General features: G+C 74.9%; 16 protein-coding genes. 10 read left to right on the top strand and 6 right to left on the bottom strand.

Annotated elements, in window-relative coordinates; genetic code table 11:
- Window positions 1–984, bottom strand: a complete 984-nt coding sequence (locus AE652_RS01735) for an ABC transporter permease (protein WP_049649271.1) — start codon at window positions 982–984, stop codon at window positions 1–3.
- Window positions 985–1314: 330 nt separating this feature from the next.
- On the opposite strand from AE652_RS01735, the gene AE652_RS01730 reads away from it, so the two are divergent.
- The 3 genes from AE652_RS01730 to AE652_RS01720 all read left to right on the top strand — a co-directional run bounded on the left by AE652_RS01730 (window position 1315) and on the right by AE652_RS01720 (window position 3409).
- The gene (locus tag AE652_RS01730) at window positions 1315–2469 is read left to right on the top strand and encodes a DUF6183 family protein (RefSeq protein ID WP_049649260.1); all 1155 of its coding nucleotides are present in this window, start codon (window positions 1315–1317) and stop codon (window positions 2467–2469) included.
- 206 nt (window positions 2470–2675) lie between these two features.
- Complete coding sequence (locus AE652_RS01725) at window positions 2676–2924, top strand: hypothetical protein (protein WP_053111931.1); 249 nt, start codon at window positions 2676–2678, stop codon at window positions 2922–2924.
- Complete coding sequence (locus AE652_RS01720) at window positions 2921–3409, top strand: protease inhibitor I42 family protein (protein WP_049649259.1); 489 nt, start codon at window positions 2921–2923, stop codon at window positions 3407–3409. Before AE652_RS01725 ends, AE652_RS01720 begins: the two co-directional genes overlap by 4 nt.
- Before the next feature lie 220 nt (window positions 3410–3629).
- Here the strand turns inward: AE652_RS01720 and AE652_RS01715 are convergent, their stop codons facing one another.
- From AE652_RS01715 to bla, 3 genes are all read right to left on the bottom strand, one after another.
- Complete coding sequence (locus AE652_RS01715; protein ID WP_049649258.1) at window positions 3630–4124, bottom strand: HAD domain-containing protein; 495 nt, start codon at window positions 4122–4124, stop codon at window positions 3630–3632.
- Window positions 4125–4326: 202 nt separating this feature from the next.
- Window positions 4327–5376: an MBL fold metallo-hydrolase gene (locus AE652_RS01710; RefSeq protein WP_049649257.1), complete on the bottom strand. Its 1050-nt coding sequence runs from the start codon at window positions 5374–5376 to the stop codon at window positions 4327–4329.
- A gap of 82 nt (window positions 5377–5458) precedes the next feature.
- On the bottom strand, window positions 5459–6418 hold the full coding sequence (bla, locus tag AE652_RS01705) for a class A beta-lactamase (protein WP_063780020.1): 960 nt from the start codon (window positions 6416–6418) through the stop codon (window positions 5459–5461).
- A 165-nt stretch (window positions 6419–6583) separates the two neighbouring features.
- Here bla and AE652_RS01700 point away from each other — a divergent pair, with 165 nt between their 5' ends.
- From AE652_RS01700 to AE652_RS01685, 4 genes are all read left to right on the top strand, one after another.
- Complete coding sequence (locus tag AE652_RS01700; RefSeq protein WP_049649256.1) at window positions 6584–7534, top strand: LysR family transcriptional regulator; 951 nt, start codon at window positions 6584–6586, stop codon at window positions 7532–7534.
- Window positions 7535–7635: 101 nt separating this feature from the next.
- Window positions 7636–8499, top strand: coding sequence for a serine hydrolase (locus tag AE652_RS01695; protein WP_049649268.1), 864 nt, complete (start codon window positions 7636–7638; stop codon window positions 8497–8499).
- A gap of 404 nt (window positions 8500–8903) precedes the next feature.
- Window positions 8904–9413 carry a hypothetical protein gene (locus AE652_RS01690; RefSeq protein ID WP_049649255.1) on the top strand — a complete coding sequence of 170 codons (510 nt, stop codon included), beginning with the start codon at window positions 8904–8906 and terminating at the stop codon, window positions 9411–9413.
- Between the two features lie 230 nt (window positions 9414–9643).
- Window positions 9644–10093 (top strand): hypothetical protein, encoded by a 450-nt coding sequence (locus AE652_RS01685; protein ID WP_159028310.1) that lies wholly within the window; start codon window positions 9644–9646, stop codon window positions 10091–10093.
- Window positions 10094–10167: 74 nt separating this feature from the next.
- On the opposite strand, the gene AE652_RS01680 is transcribed toward AE652_RS01685, so the two are convergent.
- Entirely contained in the window at window positions 10168–13110 is a 2943-nt protein-coding gene (locus AE652_RS01680) for a BTAD domain-containing putative transcriptional regulator (protein ID WP_049649253.1), read from the bottom strand.
- A gap of 326 nt (window positions 13111–13436) precedes the next feature.
- On the opposite strand from AE652_RS01680, the gene AE652_RS48940 reads away from it, so the two are divergent.
- Both AE652_RS48940 and AE652_RS01670 read left to right on the top strand, forming a co-directional pair.
- Window positions 13437–14090 (top strand): hypothetical protein, encoded by a 654-nt coding sequence (locus AE652_RS48940; protein ID WP_049649252.1) that lies wholly within the window; start codon window positions 13437–13439, stop codon window positions 14088–14090.
- 32 nt (window positions 14091–14122) lie between these two features.
- Window positions 14123–14716, top strand: a complete 594-nt coding sequence (locus AE652_RS01670) for an RICIN domain-containing protein (protein WP_049649251.1) — start codon at window positions 14123–14125, stop codon at window positions 14714–14716.
- 49 nt (window positions 14717–14765) lie between these two features.
- On the opposite strand, the gene AE652_RS44740 is transcribed toward AE652_RS01670, so the two are convergent.
- Window positions 14766–15059 carry a hypothetical protein gene (locus tag AE652_RS44740; protein ID WP_049649250.1) on the bottom strand — a complete coding sequence of 98 codons (294 nt, stop codon included), beginning with the start codon at window positions 15057–15059 and terminating at the stop codon, window positions 14766–14768.
- Window positions 15060–15352: 293 nt separating this feature from the next.
- Between AE652_RS44740 and AE652_RS01660 the strand changes: the two genes are divergently transcribed.
- Window positions 15353–16423 carry a hypothetical protein gene (locus tag AE652_RS01660; RefSeq protein ID WP_049649249.1) on the top strand — a complete coding sequence of 357 codons (1071 nt, stop codon included), beginning with the start codon at window positions 15353–15355 and terminating at the stop codon, window positions 16421–16423.
- The last annotated feature ends 1055 nt before the right edge of the window (window positions 16424–17478 follow it).

Genomic DNA, 17478 nt, shown 5'->3' with positions numbered 1-17478 from the left:
TCAGCTCACCCGCACCCTCGGGTCGAGGAGGACGGTGGCGATGTCCGCGAGGATCGCGCCGACCGCCGTCAGGGCGGCGGCGAACGCGGCGGTCGCCACGGTGCCGTGCACGTCGTTCTTGCTGATGGTCTGGATGAAGTACTGGCCCATGCCGTTCCAACCGAAGATCGTCTCCGTGAGCACCGCACCGGTGAACACCGCCGGGATGCCGAAGGCCACGGACTGGGCGGTGGGGATCAGCGCGGTGCGCAGGGCGTGCCGGCGGATCGCCTGGGCGCGGGTCAGCCCGGTGGCCCGGGCGGTGCGCACGAAATCGGAGCCGATGACGTCCAGCAGCAGCGAGCGCTGGGTGAGGTGGTAGCCCACGTACCCCGTCAGGGTCAGGGTGAGCGTCGGCAGCACCAGGTGCAGCAGCCGGTCGCCGACCGTCGCCCAGAACCCCTCCACGCCGGGCGAGTTCTCGCCCGCGACGTACAGGAAGTGCCAACCCGCCTGCTCGTTCAGCCGGATGGCCAGCAGCACCAGCGCGAGGGCGGCGATCGACACCGGGACGTTGAACAGCGCCATGGACAGGGCCTGGGCGGCCCGGTCCCGCCAGCCGTACTGGCGCGAGGCGGTGTGCACCGCGAGCGCCACACCGACGACGACGGACAGGACCGTCGCACCGGTCACCAGCTCGGCGCTGACCAGGGAGCGGTAGCCGATCTCCCCGTTCACCCGCACCCCGACCGGGGAACGGCCCCAGTCGAAGCGCAGGACCACCCCGGTCAGCCAGTCCCACCAGCGGTGCAGCAGCGGCTCGTGCGGGTCCAGGTTGTAGGGGGCCAGGGCCCGGGAGATCTGCTCCTCGGTGCGGACCGGGCGCAGCTCCTTGAAGTTCGAACGCGGGTCGAGGAACCAACTGGCCAGGAAGTAGGTGGCGTTGGTGGCCACCGCGATCACCAGGAACCAGCCCGCCGCCCTGCGGGTCACGTACCGGAGCACGGACGCCACCTCCCCACCGGATGCGACGGGTACGGCCGGGGAGCGCCGGGTCTGGGGGAGTTGGGCATGCGGGTGGAACTTCCTCGATCCAAGGGGTGGTTGCACGACCGTGCAGAGGCCAGTCTGTGTGCGAGCGACACCCGGCACCAGGGACCAGGGCAAGTGGACACGAACACGAAACGCGCCCGCAGCACATGGACGCGTTCGCGTCACAATTCGCCGAATCCGCAGGTCGCAGGGGCCGTGGCGGCCACCGGTCCGCGCCGACGCCGAGCGTCGGCGGGCGCGCCGCCGGCGGCGGACCACCCGCCGCCGGGAAACAATCACGCCATGGACAAGGACATCACCCGCACGGTGGACGCCCTGTGCGAGGCCGACGACGCGGACGTCTCCGTGCTGCGCGCCGAGGTCGAATCGCGGGTCGCCACCGGCGAGTTCGACTGGGCCGGCGGCCTCGCGGCGGAACTCGCCGCCCGCACCGCCGTCGGCCGGGACCGCCAGGGGCACTGTGCCGCGGCCCTGTACTGGACACTGAACGCCCTGGCCGCCCGCCCGGGGCCGCAGAGCCTGCGCGCCCTGGTGCGCGTGCTGGACTCGCCGCACCCCGGCGTCTCCCCGCGCTACCTGGCCGCGGTCGTCGCCCACGGGCACCGCATCGAGGACATCGCCGACGAGGTCTTCGACCGGGCACCCGAGACCGCGGACGCGCGCGAGTTCGCGGCCTGCCTGCTCCACGAGACGGTGCTCGTCTCGGACGCGGTCAACGGCCACCCCGCGCTGCGCGCCTTCGCCGACACCCTCCTGGCCGAGGGCCACCCGCTCGCCGTACTGCCGCTGGCCCTGCTGCCCGAGGAGCACGGGCTGCGGCGCCCCGCGGAGGCCGCCGACGACTGGACCTGGACGGTCCCGGCCGTGTGGCCGGAGCCGGGCGACGCGCTGGAGACCACGCCGGCGACGCGGCAGCGGGCGGCCGCGGCCGAACCGACCGAGACCAGCCTGCCCGCCACGACGGAGGCCATGGGCGCGGCCGTCGCCCACTGGCTCGCCCAGTCCAACGGCAAGCTCGCCGCCCAGGAGTTCTGGCTACCCGACCCGGTCACCCCCGAAGACCTCCCGGCACTCCTCGCGCTCCTGCCGCTCACCCCCTGGCCGCCCGGCCAGACCCCGGCCCGGCTCCACCCCTCCGACCCCGACCTCGCCCTGCGGACCCTGCTCACCGCCGCCCTGCGCGCACCGGCCTACGGCCACGGCAACTACGGCGCCTACGGCAGACTCGCCGCCTGGCGCTCCCTGGCCGCCCTGACCGGCACCCCCGCCGACGCGCCGATCACCCGGACCGCCGACCGCGTGCGGCAGACGACCTGGCTCCGCCTCGGCACCGCGTCCGCCCCCTGGTTCCACAACGTCGCCTGGGACCTCGCCCTCGCCGCCCTACACCCCGACGGCCGACACCTCGCAGTCCTGGCCGCCACCGACACCGACTGACCACACGCCACCCCGGCCGCCAGCCCCGCGACCGCAACCCGGCCTCCCCCCGGCCGAGTTCGGGGATTCACCGGACGAACGCCGGCGCCGGCAGCGGCGGCACCGCCCTCGACCAGGCCCTGCGACCCGACGTCCACCGGCGTGCCGCCGGCTGACGTTATGCTGTTCGACGCTCTGCGGAGCGTGTCGAACAACATGGGGGGAATATGGGCAGCGACGGCGCGGTGGCCGCCGCGATCACCGTCGACCGGCTCGGCACGCTGCCACGGGCCCTGGCCTTCCTCGGCGAGACCGTCCGCGCCGGCGGCACCCGCTTCGCGGCCGCCCTGCCCGAACCGCTGCCCGGACCGGCCGCCGCCGCGGCCCGCGGCTGGCTGGAAGCAGCCGCCATGGTCACCCGCCGGGTCGACGCCGTCCTGGCGCTGCGTGTCACCCACCGGGAAGCGACCCCGTGAAGCGCAGGTGGCGCCTCGTCCTGCTGGTGGTCGTCGCGGCGCTGGCCGTCCCGGCCACCATGCGCGCGGTGACCGTCCACCGGAAGACCACCGGCAGACTCGATCACGGCACCGTATTCACCCAGACCTCGGGACAGATCACCGTCAAGCCCGGCGAGCTGTTCTCCGTGGAGGTGCCCGCCTACCGGTTGGCAGGCGACGTCTGGAGCATGGCCGCTCCAGCCCCCGACCCGGCCGTCGCGAAGGCCGCCGGTGACGAGTACGTCCACAACTTCGACGTCAGGGACCTGTTCGACTTCGGCGACATCGGAAACACCGGCTCGGGCGGCCGCTACTACTTCACCTTCCGTGCCCAGAACCCCGGCCGTACCACCATGACCGTGCACATCGCCTACCGCGACGAGCTCGGTGGGGACTGGCTCGGAGGGCCGGACCAGATCAAGCGCCAGTTCACCGTCGACGTCAGCTCCGACGCCCCCCGCTGAACCCCCGTTCCGAGGAGGCCGGTGACCCGGGCCTCGGCCTGGTCGGCGGCGGTGGGGTCGACCAGCAGGTAGACGGTGACGCGCTGGTCCGGCAGGCCCTCGATGCCGGTGTACTGCCGCAGGGCCTCGGAGGTGGCCGGGGCGGTGGCCCGCTTGATCAGGGCGATGTCCCGGTCGGCGGAGCGGCATCGGAGCGCTTCGCGGTCTCGGGCACCGACGGTCACTCAGCCTTCGGCCGCCTCAGGTCCATCGACCACCGCGACAACTGCTCGACCGCACTCCAGGTCAGGCCCACGCACGGATCGGTGTCGACCAGCAAGGTCGCGGCCGCGCGGCCGTCGGCCCAGGCCCGCGCCTGCGGCGTCAGCGCATCGTCCACCCAGGCCGCTGCCCGTTCTCCGACGAAGGCCGCCACCGCCGGCACCTTCTCACACGGTTCGAACGGCTTGGGCGGGAAGAAGACGACCGGCAACCGTTCCAGCCCCAGGAACGGCGCGAGGAACTCGTTCGCCTCCTCTTCCCAACCCGTCGCCCAAACGATCTCGAAGTGCTCGGCAAGTCCGTTCAGCCATCGCCCGTGGACCCGGTTCAGACGCACCGGCTCCTCACCGGGGAAGAACCCGTACTCCTGGTAATCCGCCGGGCACACCGCCGCGGCGAACGGGTTCAGCACCCCGTCGACGTCCAGAAGCAACAACGGCAGGTCGGCAGTCACGACGACTCATCCTGCCGCCGTAGGACCCCCGCCACAACGGGAAGCGACCGCCGCGAACGCGGGAAACGATCCACCACCTGTGCATGTGCGGGGTGGTGCGGCCTTGTCCACCCGACCTGGAGGAGCGGCGTCTGCCTCGGACACCACGCAGACGACAAGCTCCGGCTTCATGCCCGAATCCCGCGGCAGGCGTGCGGAGCCGCTACGGTCCGGGCTCCACGTGCCCCGGTTCCCGCCTCCGCCCCGCCTCCTCCGCGGCCTCCGCGTCGGCGATGCGGCCGCGCACCATCGCGTCCATGACCGCCATGTACCGCTGCGTGCGGGGGCCGCCGAGGAGGAAGGGGTTCGCGGCGCCGGGCGGTTGGTGCCGCAGCTGTTCGGCTCGTTCGAGGCCGTGGTCGTTCGGGTGGTTGGAGAGCTCGACCTCCACGTTCGTCCGGCGCATGACGGCCCGGAAGGAGTGGACGGAGGCGAGGAGGGTGCGCAGTTCCGCCACCGTCGAGGGCGGGTTGAGGCCGCCCCACAGCATCGCGCTGTGGTACCGGCCGCCCGCCCGGACCGGGATGACCGGGGACACGGTGCCGGGGGTGTGGCCCGGGGCGTGGTGCAGCTCGATCGTCGTGCCGCCCAGGGTGAGCTGCGCGCCGTCCGCGATGTCGAGGTCGCGGACGGGGGCGTCGGCGGGACGGGTGCGGGCGAGGAGGTCCCAGTCGGCCGGGGACATGTGCACGCGGGCGCCGTAGCGGTCGGCGAGGGTCTGGGCGCCGCCGAAGTGGTCCGCGTGGCCGTGGGTCACGACGACGTGCCGGATCGCCGCCGGGTCGGCGCCGACCGCCCGCAGCCCGGGGACGACGACGCCCTCGGCATCGGCGGGTGAGGTGAGCGCGTCGATCAGCACGATGCCGTCGTCCGTCAGCACCGCCATCGCCGAGACCCAGCCCGCGCTCAGCAGCACCAGGTTGTCGAACAGCTTGACGGGCGCGGGCGCGGGCAGCGGGGGAAGGACGGAGCCGGGCGTCAGCGCCGTCACCAGGGCCCGCAGCACGGGGTCGTCGGCGGCGAGGCGGCGGGCGCGGTCGTAGTGCGGACGGCCGGCGGGCGGTGCCGTCGCCGAGGAGGGGACGGCGGCCGAGGCCGTGCCCGGAAGGGCGGTCGGCGAGGCCCCGGCGGCGAGGCCGAGGACGGCGAGCTGGGCGAGACGGCGCCGGGTGAAGTCGGCGTCCGTGTCGGCCCGGCGGGTGGGTCGGATCATCGCGGTCGGGGCTCCTGGTCGGTCGGGAAGGGGCGCTCCTTCGGGAGGGGATGCTCCTTCGGGACGGATGCGGATACGGACGTCAGCCGAGGGCGCTGACGACCGTCTTCGTCGCCTGGGCGATCAGGGCGTCGTCGGAGGTGGCGTCGGCCTTGCCGCGGTCGGTCAGGACGACGATCACGATCGGGGCGCGCCCGCCCGACGGCCACGCCACGGCGACGTCGTTGCGGGTGCCGTAGCCCGCGTTGCCGGTCTTGTCGCCGATCCGCCAGTCGGCGGGCACCCCCGCGCGGATGTACGGGCCGCCGGTCGTGTTGCCGACCAGCCAGTCCGTCAGCAGCCCGCGCCGGCCTTCCGGGAGGACGTCGCCGAGCACGTAGCGGTGCAGGTCGGCGGCGAGGACGCGCGGCGTGCTGGTGTCGCGGGTGTCGCCCGGGGTCGCCTCGTTGAGGGTGGGTTCGGTGCGGTCGACGCTGGTGGTCGAGTCGCCCAGGTCGCGCAGGGACTGCTGGACGGCCGCCGGGCCGCCGAGTTCGGCGAAGACGAGGTTGGCCGCGGTGTTGTCGCTGTACTGGATGGCGGCGGCGGCCAGGTCGCGCAGCTTCATGCCGGTCGCCACGTGCTGCGAGGTGATCGGTGCCCACGCCAGCACGTCCTCCTGGCGGTAGGGGACGACCTTGTCCAGGTCCGCGTCGGAGGCCTTGCGCAGCAGGGCCCCGGCGGCGAGCGACTTGATCGTGGACGCGAACGCGAACCGCTCGTCGGTCCGGTGGACGACCTCCCGGCCGCTGCCGGTGTCCACCGCGTACACGCCGAGCCGGGCGCCGAACCGCTGCTCGAGTTCCGCGAAGGCCGCGTCCGCCGCGGCGGCGGAGGCCGCCCCCGCCGCCGTCGTCGTTGTAGTGGCGCCGGTGGCCGCCGCCGTCGAGGCGCCGTCCGCCCGGCCGCACCCGCCGACCAGCGCGGCCACGAGCAGGGCCACCGCGGGCAGCGCGATGCGGGTACGGGTACGGGTGCCGGTACGGCGGAGGTCGGGCGTCATCAGTGGTCTCCCCAGGTGGTTCGTGTCATCACGGTCGCGCCCCGCGGCGGTGGTCCACACCGCCGCGATCCGCGCGATCACGCTCAGCTAAACAGGCCGCGGACCTCCCAGTCCAAGACCGCAATCGTGAAGTGAGCGATAAGAAAACACCTATGATTGCTGGCCATGGACCTGCTGGGGCACCTCCGCCACTTCCGCGCCGTCGCCGAGGAACGGCACTTCGGCCGCGCCGCCGAGCGCCTGCGGATCGCCCAGCCCTCGCTCTCCCAGCGGATCCAGCGCCTCGAACGCGAACTCGGCGTGACCCTGTTCGACCGCGGCCCGCGCGGCGTCGACCTCACCCCGGCGGGCCGGCTGCTGCTCGCCGAGGCCGAGGAGACCCTGGACAGCGCCGCCCGCCTCCTCGCCACCGCCGCCGACCTGCGCAGCGGACGGGCCGGCACCCTGCGCGCGGCCGTCCCGCCCGAACTCGGGCCGGCCACCCTCGCCGCGCTGCTCACCGGCTTCGAGACCGCCTCCCCGGGCACCCGGCTCGAACTGCGGGAACTGCCCGTCGCGGCCGTGGTGCGCGAACTCGCCCAGCACACCGTCGACGTCGCCGTCGTCCGCCACCCCTGCCCGGCCGACGGACTGGCCTTCGGCCCCGTCCTGCACCAGCCGCTCGGCGCCCTGCTCGCCGCCGGCGGCCCGCACGCCGACCGCCCGGAACTCGCGGTGGCCGACCTGACCGGCCTGCGCCTGGTCCTCTTCCCGCGCGCCACCGCCCCGGCCCTGTACGACGAGGTCCTCACCACGCTGACCAGGCACGGCTGCACCCCCGAGGCCGTCGTCGACCCGCCGGGACCGGACGTCGCGGGCGCGCTCGTGCTCACCGGCAGCGCCGTCGCCCTGGTGCCGCGCACCACACCCCCACCGGGTACAGTCTGGCGTCCGCTCACCGGCACCCCGCTGGCCTGGCGGACCTCCACGGCCTGGCCGACCGGGCGGGGCGGGCCCGCCGTCCAGCTGTTCGCCCAGGCCGCCCATGAGGCGCTGACCGGCCCCGGCGGCCTGCTGCCCCAGCCGCCCCACCGCCCCCCGCTCTACCCCCGGCCCGCAATGGAGTTCCCGCTGTGACCAGCGACCGCACCACAGCCGACCGCCCGGCCGCCGAGCACCCGCACGCCGACCGCCCGGCCACCGACCGGACCCCGCACGGCCGCGCCGCACGCACCCGCATCGCCGCGGCCTTCGCCGACGCCGGCGTCACCGGCCGACTCCACGCGCGCGACCTCGACACCGGCGCCGAGATCGGCCTCGGCGCCGACACCGCCGTCTCCACCGCCAGCGTCCACAAGCTCTGCCTGCTCGTGACGCTCTACCGCGAGGCCGCCGCCGGACGGATCGACCTCACCCGGCAGGTCGACGTCCCCGCCGCCGGCCGCACCCCCGGGTCCACCGGCCTCGGCGCCATGCTCGACGACGCCCGCCTCTCCCTGCGCGACCTCGCCTACCTCACCGCCGCCGTCAGCGACAACACCGCCGCCGACACCCTGTGGGACCGGATCGGCCTCGACACCGTCAACCGCACCATGGCCGACCTCGGCCTCACCCGCACCGTCGCCGTCCACAAACTCCGCGACCTCATCGCCGCCCTCGCCGAGGACACCGGCCCCGACTCCCCGGTCGACCCCGCCGTCGTCGCCCGCCTCAGAGTCCTCGACCCCGCCTTCACCAACCACAGCACCCCCCGCGACATGACCACCCTGCTCGCCGCCCTCTGGCACGGCGACGCCTGCCCCGGCGACCACGGCACCGCCCTGCGACGCCTCCTCGGCCTCCAGGTCTGGCCCCACCGCCTGGCCTCCGGCTTCCCCTACGACGACGTCCGCGTCCACGGCAAGACCGGCACCCTCCCCACGCTGCGCCACGAGGTCGGCGTCGTCGAATACCCCGACGGCGGCCGCTACGCCCTCGCCGTCTTCACCCGCGCCGCCGCCACCACCATCACCCTGCCCGCCGCCGACGCCGCCATCGGCACCGCCGCCCGCCTCGCCGTCGACGCCCTCCGGGCCCAGGCGGCAGCCGGCCGGGCGCACTGACCGGGCCCACCGCGTCCCGGCCTCCGCCATCGCGCACTCGTCGGCGGTCGCCTGACGGCCCGTACGCCGAAGGGCGTCCCGACCCGGGCCCGAGGGCCGCGCCGCCAACGGCACGACGGGCAGGACGAAGGCGACGGCCCACAGCCACGGGTGCCGCCACCGCGTGCGCCTGGTGCCGGTCACCGTCCCCCCGGGGGGACTCGTGACCACCAGGGTCGGGAACCACGCCGCCACGAAACCGCGGCCCACGGGGATCGCGTGACCGCCGACCGCCGACAGCCGACAGCCGTCAATCCGGTCGACCCCCTCCTCACGCGTACCGGGGAAAATCCGCCCCTTCACCGGCCACGCACCGCGCCGGAGCGCTACGTTGACGGCCGCCGACCATGGGGAGAACCGCTGACATGACCATCGACAGGGCCGCCCTCGACAGCGCGATGAAGGCGGTCGTCGCCGCCGCGCACGCCGACGACCCGGCCGCGCTGTACCAGGCCGTGATGCCGCCGGCGGGCACGGACACGCCCCCGGCCGAGGTCACCGCCTGGTTCGGGACGCTCCTCATCCATCTGGCGCTCTCCGCCGCGACCACCTCGAAGCTGGAGCGCGGCTGCCCCCGGGAGGCCGTCTCGGGGTGGATCGGGGAGACGCTGGGCCCGCCGCCCACCCCGGCGCTGCTGCGGGCCGCGGATCCCGGCCGCATCGACCATGCCGAAGCGGTGAGCGCCGCCGCGGACTACTCCCGGTGCCACGAGTACACCGTCGACCTGATCCGGCTGGGCCTGGCCGAGCCGAACGAGGCACCGGACGAGCGGGGCGTCGACGCCCACTGCGCGGCGACGAACGACAGCAGGACGCGGATCACCGTGATCGCGATGCTCGGCCGCCTCGCCCCCGTCCCCGGCGGGCGGGCCTGACGCCGCCGCTCCGGCAGCGCCGGGCCGCCGGGCCGGTCGAGTCCGCCGCGCCCGGGCGCCCGCCGGTGCCGGGGGAGGGCCGGAGCAGGACGACGAGGGGTCAGGAAGCGCGCTGATGCCCTGCCCCCGGCGGCGCGGCCACACGTTCGTATGCTTGTGTACGGGCGGTGGCGGCAGCCCCGAACCCCGGACGGCGCCGCGCGCCGCGGACAGCGGAAAGGGGCGTGGGCATGCGGAAGCGGACGAGGCGTACGGCCTGGTCGCTCACCTACTTCCTGCTGGGCGGCGCGTGCCTGCTGATCGCCGTGGTGATGGCGACGGGCCTGGTGACGACGGGGGCCGCGCGCGGGCTGGGACCCCTGATCCCGGTCCTGATCCTCGGTGTCCCGGGTGCGGTGCTGACGTTCCGCGCGCCGGTGTTCGGCGTCTCCTACGGGCCGGCCGGGGTGAAGTACTCCGGGCTGCTCGGAGCGCGCTCCTACGCGTGGGCGGACATCCGGGAGGTACGGGTGGCCGTCCTGGAGGGCAGGGTCTACTCGTCCGACGTCCCGGAGCTGGTGCTGGCCTCCGGCGGGACGGACCCGCTGTACATGCTGGCGGGCCACAGCTCGGGCCGGACCAACAAGCGGGTCAAACGGCTGGTGGCCGAACTCGAGGCGGCGCGCGCGGCCGCGTCCTGACGCCGGTCGCCTCCACCGGCGGCACACGGCACCGACATCTCCCGGCAAGGCCTCCCGACAGGTCCCGACGCCGGTCACGGCCGCGCGGGGTCGGTGGTGCCGTCGCCGCCCGGGCCGGCTGCCGGGACCGGGGCCGGGCGGCGAGCGGCGTGCTCGTGCCCCGGAGACGGCGGTGTCGGCGGGGTGAAGCCGAGGGAGGTCAGCAGGCCGACCGCCGCGTCGCGGTAGTGGGCGGGCAGCTCGCGGTAGATGGCGAGGGCCTCCTCCCAGGAGCGCAGGGCGTCGGCGCCGCGGCCGAGCGCCTGCTGGGCGGCGGCCAGGGCGGTCAGGGAGTTGGCGCGCTGGTCGACGTATCCGGTGATGGTCCGGCCGACGGCCAGCGAGCGCTCCAGGTGGACCAGCGCCTCCTCGGGGCGGCCGGCGGCATAGCGGGCCATGCCGACGACGTTCAGGAGGCTGCACTCCGGGACGCCGCCCAGCAGGCGGATCTCCGGTGCGAGCAGCCGCTCGGCCAGGGCCTGCGCCTCCTCGGCCCGGCCGAGCATCAGGAGGCTGCTGGCGAGGTTGGTCTCGCACAGCAGGACCGTCCACCGGGCGGCGCCCGGACCGTCCGCAGCCAGCAGGCGCAGGGCGCGTTCGAAGTGGTCGGCCGCCCCGGCGTAGTCCGCGCAGTTGAAGTGCGAGACCCCCAGGCTGGTCAGCACCAGTGCCTCGACGGCCCGGTCGCCGGCCGCGCGGACGAGCTCCAGGGCCTGCTCGTAGTGCCGGCGGGCCTGCGGCAGGTCGCCCGCGGAGCCCCAGGCGTGCCCCTGGTCGTTCAGGCTGAGGCCCAGGGCGAGCGGATCGTCGAGCCGGCGGGCGGCGGCCACCGCGGTCCGGCTCACGGCCAGGCGTTCCGCGTGCGGCCCGGTCCGGTGCAGGTAGGGCCACAGCAGTGAGGGGAGCTTCCAGGCGACGTCGTCGTCCTCGTGCTCGAAGGCGTGGGCGGCGGTGGCCAGGAGGTTGGCCCGCTGCTCGTCGCACCACCGCAGCGCCTGGGCGGGGTCGGCGAAGGTGACGGTGCCCAGGTCCCGGGGCGGCGGTGGCAGCGCCACGTGGGGCCGCCCCGGCACCAGCGTCCGGGTGGCGGCGCAGGCGTGGTGGAGGCACCAGGCGTACCAGCGCTCCAGGCAGAGGCGGCGGGAGCGTCGGCTTTCCTGCCGCACGCCCTGCTCGGCGGCGAACAGGCGCAGCAGGTCGTGGAAGCGGTAGCTGTCGGCGCGGTGCTCGGTGAGGAGGTGGACGTCGGCCAGCCGGCGCAGGATCCGCGCGCCGCTCCCGCGCTCCAGGCCGCCGAGCACCTCGGCGACCGGCGCCGACAGGTCGACGGCGGGGCTCGTCGCGAGCAGCCCCAGCAGGCGCCGGGCGGGCCCGTCGAGCGCGCGGTAGGAGAAGGAGAAGGCCGTGCGCAGGCAGGCGGACCGGTCGTCGCCGTCCGCGCTGAGGACGTCGAGCCGGTTGCCGGCGAGTTCGGCGGCGAAGTCCGTGAGGTCGTGGTGCGGGCGGTCGCGCAGCCGGGCGGCGGCGAGCGCGACGGCCAGCGGGAGGTGGCCGCAGGCGTCGAGCAGCCGGGCGACGGCCTGCTCCCGGGTCTCGACGCGTTCGGCCCCGAGCACCCGGCGCACCAGGGCGCGGCCCTCGTCCGGGCTGAACTCCGCCAGCTCGATCCGCTGGGCGCCCTCCCGTACGACGAGGCCGGTGAGCCGCTCACGGCTGGTCACGAGGACCGCGCAGCCCCCGGCACCGGGCAGCAGCGGACGGACCTGCGCGGCGTCCAGGGCGTTGTCCAGGACGATCAGGACCCGCCGGCCGGCCAGCGTGGACCGGTAGAGCGCCGCCGTCTCGTCGAGCCGGGCGGGGACGTCCTCGGCCGGCACGCCCAGGGCGCGCAGGAAGGAGCCCAGGACGGCGTGGGGGTGCTGCGGGCCGGTGGACGACCAGCCGTGCAGGTCGGTGAAGAGCTGGCCGTCGGGGAAGCGGTCCCGGGTGCGGTGGGCCCAGCGCAGCGCCAGGGCCGACTTGCCGGCCCCGGGGGCACCGGTGACGAGTGCGATGGCCCCGGGGGCCGGGGCACGGCCGCCCGGTCCCCCGGGGCCGACCAGGTGGCGTCCGATGGTGCGAAGCTGCGCCTCGCGGCCGACGAAGGCGGGTGACTCCCAGGGGAGTTGGGCGGGACGCGGCAGGGGCCGCTGTACCGAGGCGGCCGGCCGCCTCGATGCGGCGGGCTCGCGGGGCGGGGCCGGGTTCGGTGCGCCGGAGCCCAGCAACTCCTGCTGGAGGCAGCGGAGTTCGGGCGACGGGTCGAGGCCCAGCTCCCGCGCGAGGTCGGCCGCGTACCGCCGGTACGCGGCCAGGCCCTCCGCCCGGCGCCCGCTGCGGAGCAGGGCCGTCAGCAGGTGCCGCACCAGGCCGTCGCGCAGGGGAGTGGCCCCGACCAGGCCGATGAGCTCCGGGACGATCCGCTCGTGCCGGCCGGCCGCCAGTTCCAGCTCGAAGAGCCGCTCCAGGGCGGCCATCCGCTGCTCCTCCAGGCCCGCGGCGATGGTGGCGAGGGCGCGGCCCGGCAGGCCGTCCAGGGCGGGGCCGCGCCACAGGTCCAGGGCCTCGCGCAGCAGGGGCGCGCCGTCGGCGCCCGCACGGGCGGCGGCGTCGACCCGGGCGGTGAACTCCCGCGCGTCGACGCGGACCCCGTCCGCGGCGAGGAGGTAGCCCGGCCCGTCGGTACGGATCGGTGAAGGGCGCCGCGGGCCGGGCGAGAGCGCGCGGCGCAGCAGCCCGACCATGTTCCGGACCTGGCGGTCGGCGGTGGCGGGCGGGCACTCGTCCCACACCGCGTCGACGATCCGGGGCACGGACACCGTCCGGCCGACGTGGGCCACCAGCACGGCCAGGAGCGCCTGTTGGAGCCGGCCGCCGACGGCGAGCGGGCCGCAGTCCCGGGCCCGCACCTCCAGTGCTCCCAGGATCCTGAACTCCACCCCATGGCCTCCGGCGATCGAACGGTGCCGTGCGTCGTCCTGCGCCCCGAGCCCCCGTGGCGGGTGCGGCAGGGCCATCCTCGCCCGGGCGCGGCGGCGTGTCCATGGCGCCCTGGACGCGGCGCCGCGCTCCGGGGCGCCCTCCCGCGGCGTGATGGGGTCGTGAGGAATTCATGACGGCCTTGCGCAGGATCGTCACCGGGCCGGACGGCATCCCCCACGACGGACCGCCCCACCACCCGCACCCGCACCAGCACTGGCACCCGCACCGGCACGGTTCCGGCCGCAGGGGTGCGGCCCATCCACCAGAGCACGGAGGAGAACAGATGACCCTCGTCCACCGGCCCCGCCGACGGACGGCGACGGCCGCGGCCGCCGCCACGATCATCATGACCCTGCTGGAGATCGGGGGCATCGGGGCCGGCACCGCCCACGCCGGCACCCGCCCGCCGACGACGAACTGCAACCCCGCCGTGGACCAGACCTGGCTGGACGTGACGTCCCTCCAGGTCGACCCCGTCGTCACCGACTTCCTCGCCGTCTACGTCGCCCCGGGAACCACCGGCCAGCGCACCGAGACCCTGAGCCGGGTGGACTCCGTCACCACCGTCGTCAACCGCAGCACCGAGATCAGCGCCTCGGCGAGCGTGCTCTTCGTCAAGATCGAGGCCAAGGTCGGCTTCTCCGTCCAGAAGACCACCTCGACCACCACCAGCACCACCGTCTCGACCACCTGGAACCTCAACCAGCCCGGCTACTACGGCCTCTACCGCGGCACCCGCCGGGTCCAGGGCGAGTACGCCAAGTTCGTCTGCGCCCAGACCGGCCCGACCACCGGCGTGTGGATCAACGCCTTCCCGGACGGCGGCGGAGGGAGCTTCACCACCTACGAGCTGCCGGAGATCGGCAGCGTCAACTGCGCCCAGACCGAACCGGCCGGCACCCTGCGCCGCACCGCCCAGATCCGGCTCTCCTGCTGACCCACCCACCCCACACCACGACGGAGGAACCCATGACGAACCCGCTGCGGCGCCGGACCGCGGGCGCCCTGCGCACGCTCGGCGCCGGCATCCTGGCCGCGCTGGCCGGCGGCACGCTGCTCGCCGCTCCCGCGTCCGCCGACACCCCGCCGAAGTTCGGCTGGTCCGACTGGAACGGCTGGAGCTGCTCGGGGTACTACCGGATCAACACCCCGGCCGGGCAGGTCCTCGACATGAGCCAGGGCGGCACCTTCTTCGACGGAGCGCTCATCCAGTACCCCTGGAACGGCCAGCGCAACCAGCAGTGGGGCCTGTGCCGGTGGCCGGGCGCCCCCGAGGACACCAGCAGCTACGTGCTGCGCAACCGGCAGAACGGCGACTGCATCGGCAGCTACAACAGCGGGAGCGTGGACGCCTCCTGGATCAGCGTGTTCGACTGCTCGGGCGACATCGGCCCCAACCAGAAGTTCTGGAAGACCGTGGACCCGGCCTCCGGCGCCTTCGTCCTCAAGCTGCAGCACTCCGGCAACTGGCTCGCGGTCGCGGAGGCCGCCAACGCCAACTCCATCGTGGCCCAGTACTCCTACCGGGCGACGGCCTTCACCCTGCAGCAGCTGAACCCGTGACCCCCCGCCCGCCGGCCCGGCCACCGGCCGGCGGGCGGCCGCGGGGGAGTCAGGGGACGTAGAGGCTCCGGGCGCCGGTGGCGCTCTCGTCGTCACCGGCGCTGATGCGGCCGAGCTCCTCTCCGTCGCAGTCCGGCCCCGAGTAGAGGGTCACGGCCGTGTCGGTGTTGTTGTCGACGATGCTGGAGTCCTCCAGGGGGTAGCAGCCGGAGGGGTCCGTGTAGACCTCCGCGTTGTTGAGGTAGAGGTTTCCGGTGGCCGCGGCGGCCGGGCCGACGGGCAGGACCAGGGCGGCAGCGGCCATCAACGGGACGCCGAGGGCGGCGCGGCAGGTGATTCTCATACCCTGCGCATATCCATTTCGAGCCGGTGCCGTGGCCGGGACGGGCAGGCGTCGCCCCTGGAGGGCGGGCCCGCTGGGCCGAATGCCGGACGAGTGCCGCCGGTACGGGCGAAGCGCCTACAGTCGGCCCGGACGTCATTCCGGACGAGCCGTCCGTTTCGGGGAAGGCACCGGAACGACCTCGACAGCCGGACGTCCACGGCGGTCACGGCGCGGCGCGCAACCCGACCCGTAGGGGTGGCTCCGGCATGATCGGGGCCCGGAGCGGGTGCCGGGGCGGGAGACTGCCGACCATGGGGTTCCTTGCACGGCCGCGGTTCCACATGCCGTTCCGGTCCCGGCTCAACCCGCACGTCGATCAGGCCCGCGCACACGCCAGGGAGTGGGCCGGGCGGATGGGCATGTTCGACGAGGAGTACCTGGAGTGGCCGGAGCGATGGAGCGAGGACGCGTTCGGCCGGGCGGACTTCCCGCTGTTCGTCGCCCTGACCCACCCGGACGCCGGCGCCCACGAGTTGGAGCTCGTCACGGACTGGCACGTCGCCTTGTGGTTCGTCGACGATCTGTTCCTGCCGCTCGTCCGGCGCGACCACGACCGGGCGTCGGCCGAGGCCCGGGTGGAACGGCTGATGCGGTTCCTGCCGCTGGACGGCCTCCCACGGCCGCTCGTCCCGGACAATCCGGTGGAGCGGGCCTTCGCCGACCTGTGGTCCGGCACGGCCGCGACCATGACCCTGCCCTGGCGCGACCGGTTCGTCGGCAGCGTGCGGCGCTTCCTGGACGGAGTGCTGTGGGAACTCGACCACGTCGACCACGCCGTGACCGACCTGATCGAGTACCTCGGGGCCCGCCGCGACTTCGGCGGCCTGCAGTTCACCGCCGTGCTGATGGAACACGCGGTCGGCGAGCTCCCGCGGCACGTCCACGGCCGCCGCGAGTTCCGCACCGCCCTGGACGCGTTCGTGGACGGCGTCAGCCTGCACAACGACATCGTGTCCTACGACCGGGAGGCCGCCGAGGGCACGGTCGGCAACAACGGTGTGGAGGTGACCCGCAAGGTCCTCGGAACCGACCGGCGTGGCGCCGAAGACATCGTCAACGCCCTGCTGACCGCCAGGGTGCACACCCTCGCCGGGGCCCCCGGGACCGTACCCCCCGACGCGGTGGAATTCGTCGGAGCCCTGCAGGAGGCACTGGCCGGTTCCTACCGGTGGCACGAGCTGACCGGCCGCTTCGGCCGAACGGCCTTCGGAGCCCTCGCGAAGCCCCGCGGGCTGGGCACCTCGGCGGCCTACGCCTTCCGGCCCGCGTCCTCGGCCGGGCCCGGGTCGACGTCGCCGTCGTCGCCGGCCGCGATCCCGTAGTCCTCGCCTACCGGTGGTCCTGCTGTCCCGCCGGCACCGTCGCCGTCTTGCCGGGCGCCCGCGGGCCCAGGAGCTCGCGAGCGCCCGGCAAGAGGGCGGGAAGACCACACGACCCTTCGGACGCGCGTCGGGTCGAGGCCGTGACCCGTGATCGACAAGGTCGTTGGTGATCCTCAGGGCAGGACGGGGGCCACATCCGTGAAGGCCGTCGCAAAGGCGTGCCCCCTTCGCCGGCTGTCCGGTCGAACGCGCACCGGACCACTTCCAGGGAGGTACAAGCATGTTTCCACCACGCGCTGCCACCGGCCCGGTTCGGACCCCTGTGGGGCTGCGAGGCCGAGGCCGCCGTCCTGGCCCTCTGCGACGACCTCGCCGCGGCCCTGACCGGCCCGGTCGCTCCCGCCGCGGCCGCGCGTATCGGCGCCCTGTGCGACCAGGTCGGCCTCCGGGCGGCCGAACCGCAGTCCCACTCCGTCCCCTCCCCGCTCGACGCGCCCACCCCCTGCTGAACCGCCGGTCGTCCCCGTACGCCCACGACGTACGCCCGTGACCCGGGTATCCGAACACCCACCCGCGCCCGCCCCGTCCCCGCGAGCAGCCGTCGGCCACGAGCAGGCAGCAGCACCTCCGCAGGAACCCGGACGAACGACCGCACCGTCCCCCGACACCGCACGCCGGCCCCGACCCCGCCCACGTTCCCGCCCCTGCTCGCCCGTCCCGGAGAACTCGACGTCACCGCACCCGAGTCGGCGCGCACGCTGGAGCACGCCGGGCGGTTGGTGTGCGACTTCCACGACGGGATCGACGAGGGCCCGGCCCGCCACGACGGGCCCGATCCCGCGCTCCTCGCCGAGCTGTCCGCCCCGTCCACGGAAGGGCCGAACGATGCGCGGCAGTTGATGTCACCGCACCCCCGGCAGCGACCGGCGGGTCCGGCGCGGGCATCGTCCCGTAGGGCGGGCAGGGACTCCTCGAGGCGGCGCCGGCGGCGCCGGCGGCGTTCGGGCCTGGCGGCAGGCGGGGCAGCCGACGGCTGTCCTCGGCCGGGGGCCGCA

The sequence above is a fragment of the Kitasatospora sp. MY 5-36 genome, from assembly GCF_001182915.1.
Classification (GTDB): Bacteria; Actinomycetota; Actinomycetes; order Streptomycetales; family Streptomycetaceae; genus Kitasatospora.
This window is presented reverse-complemented; position numbering and strand designations above follow the sequence as displayed.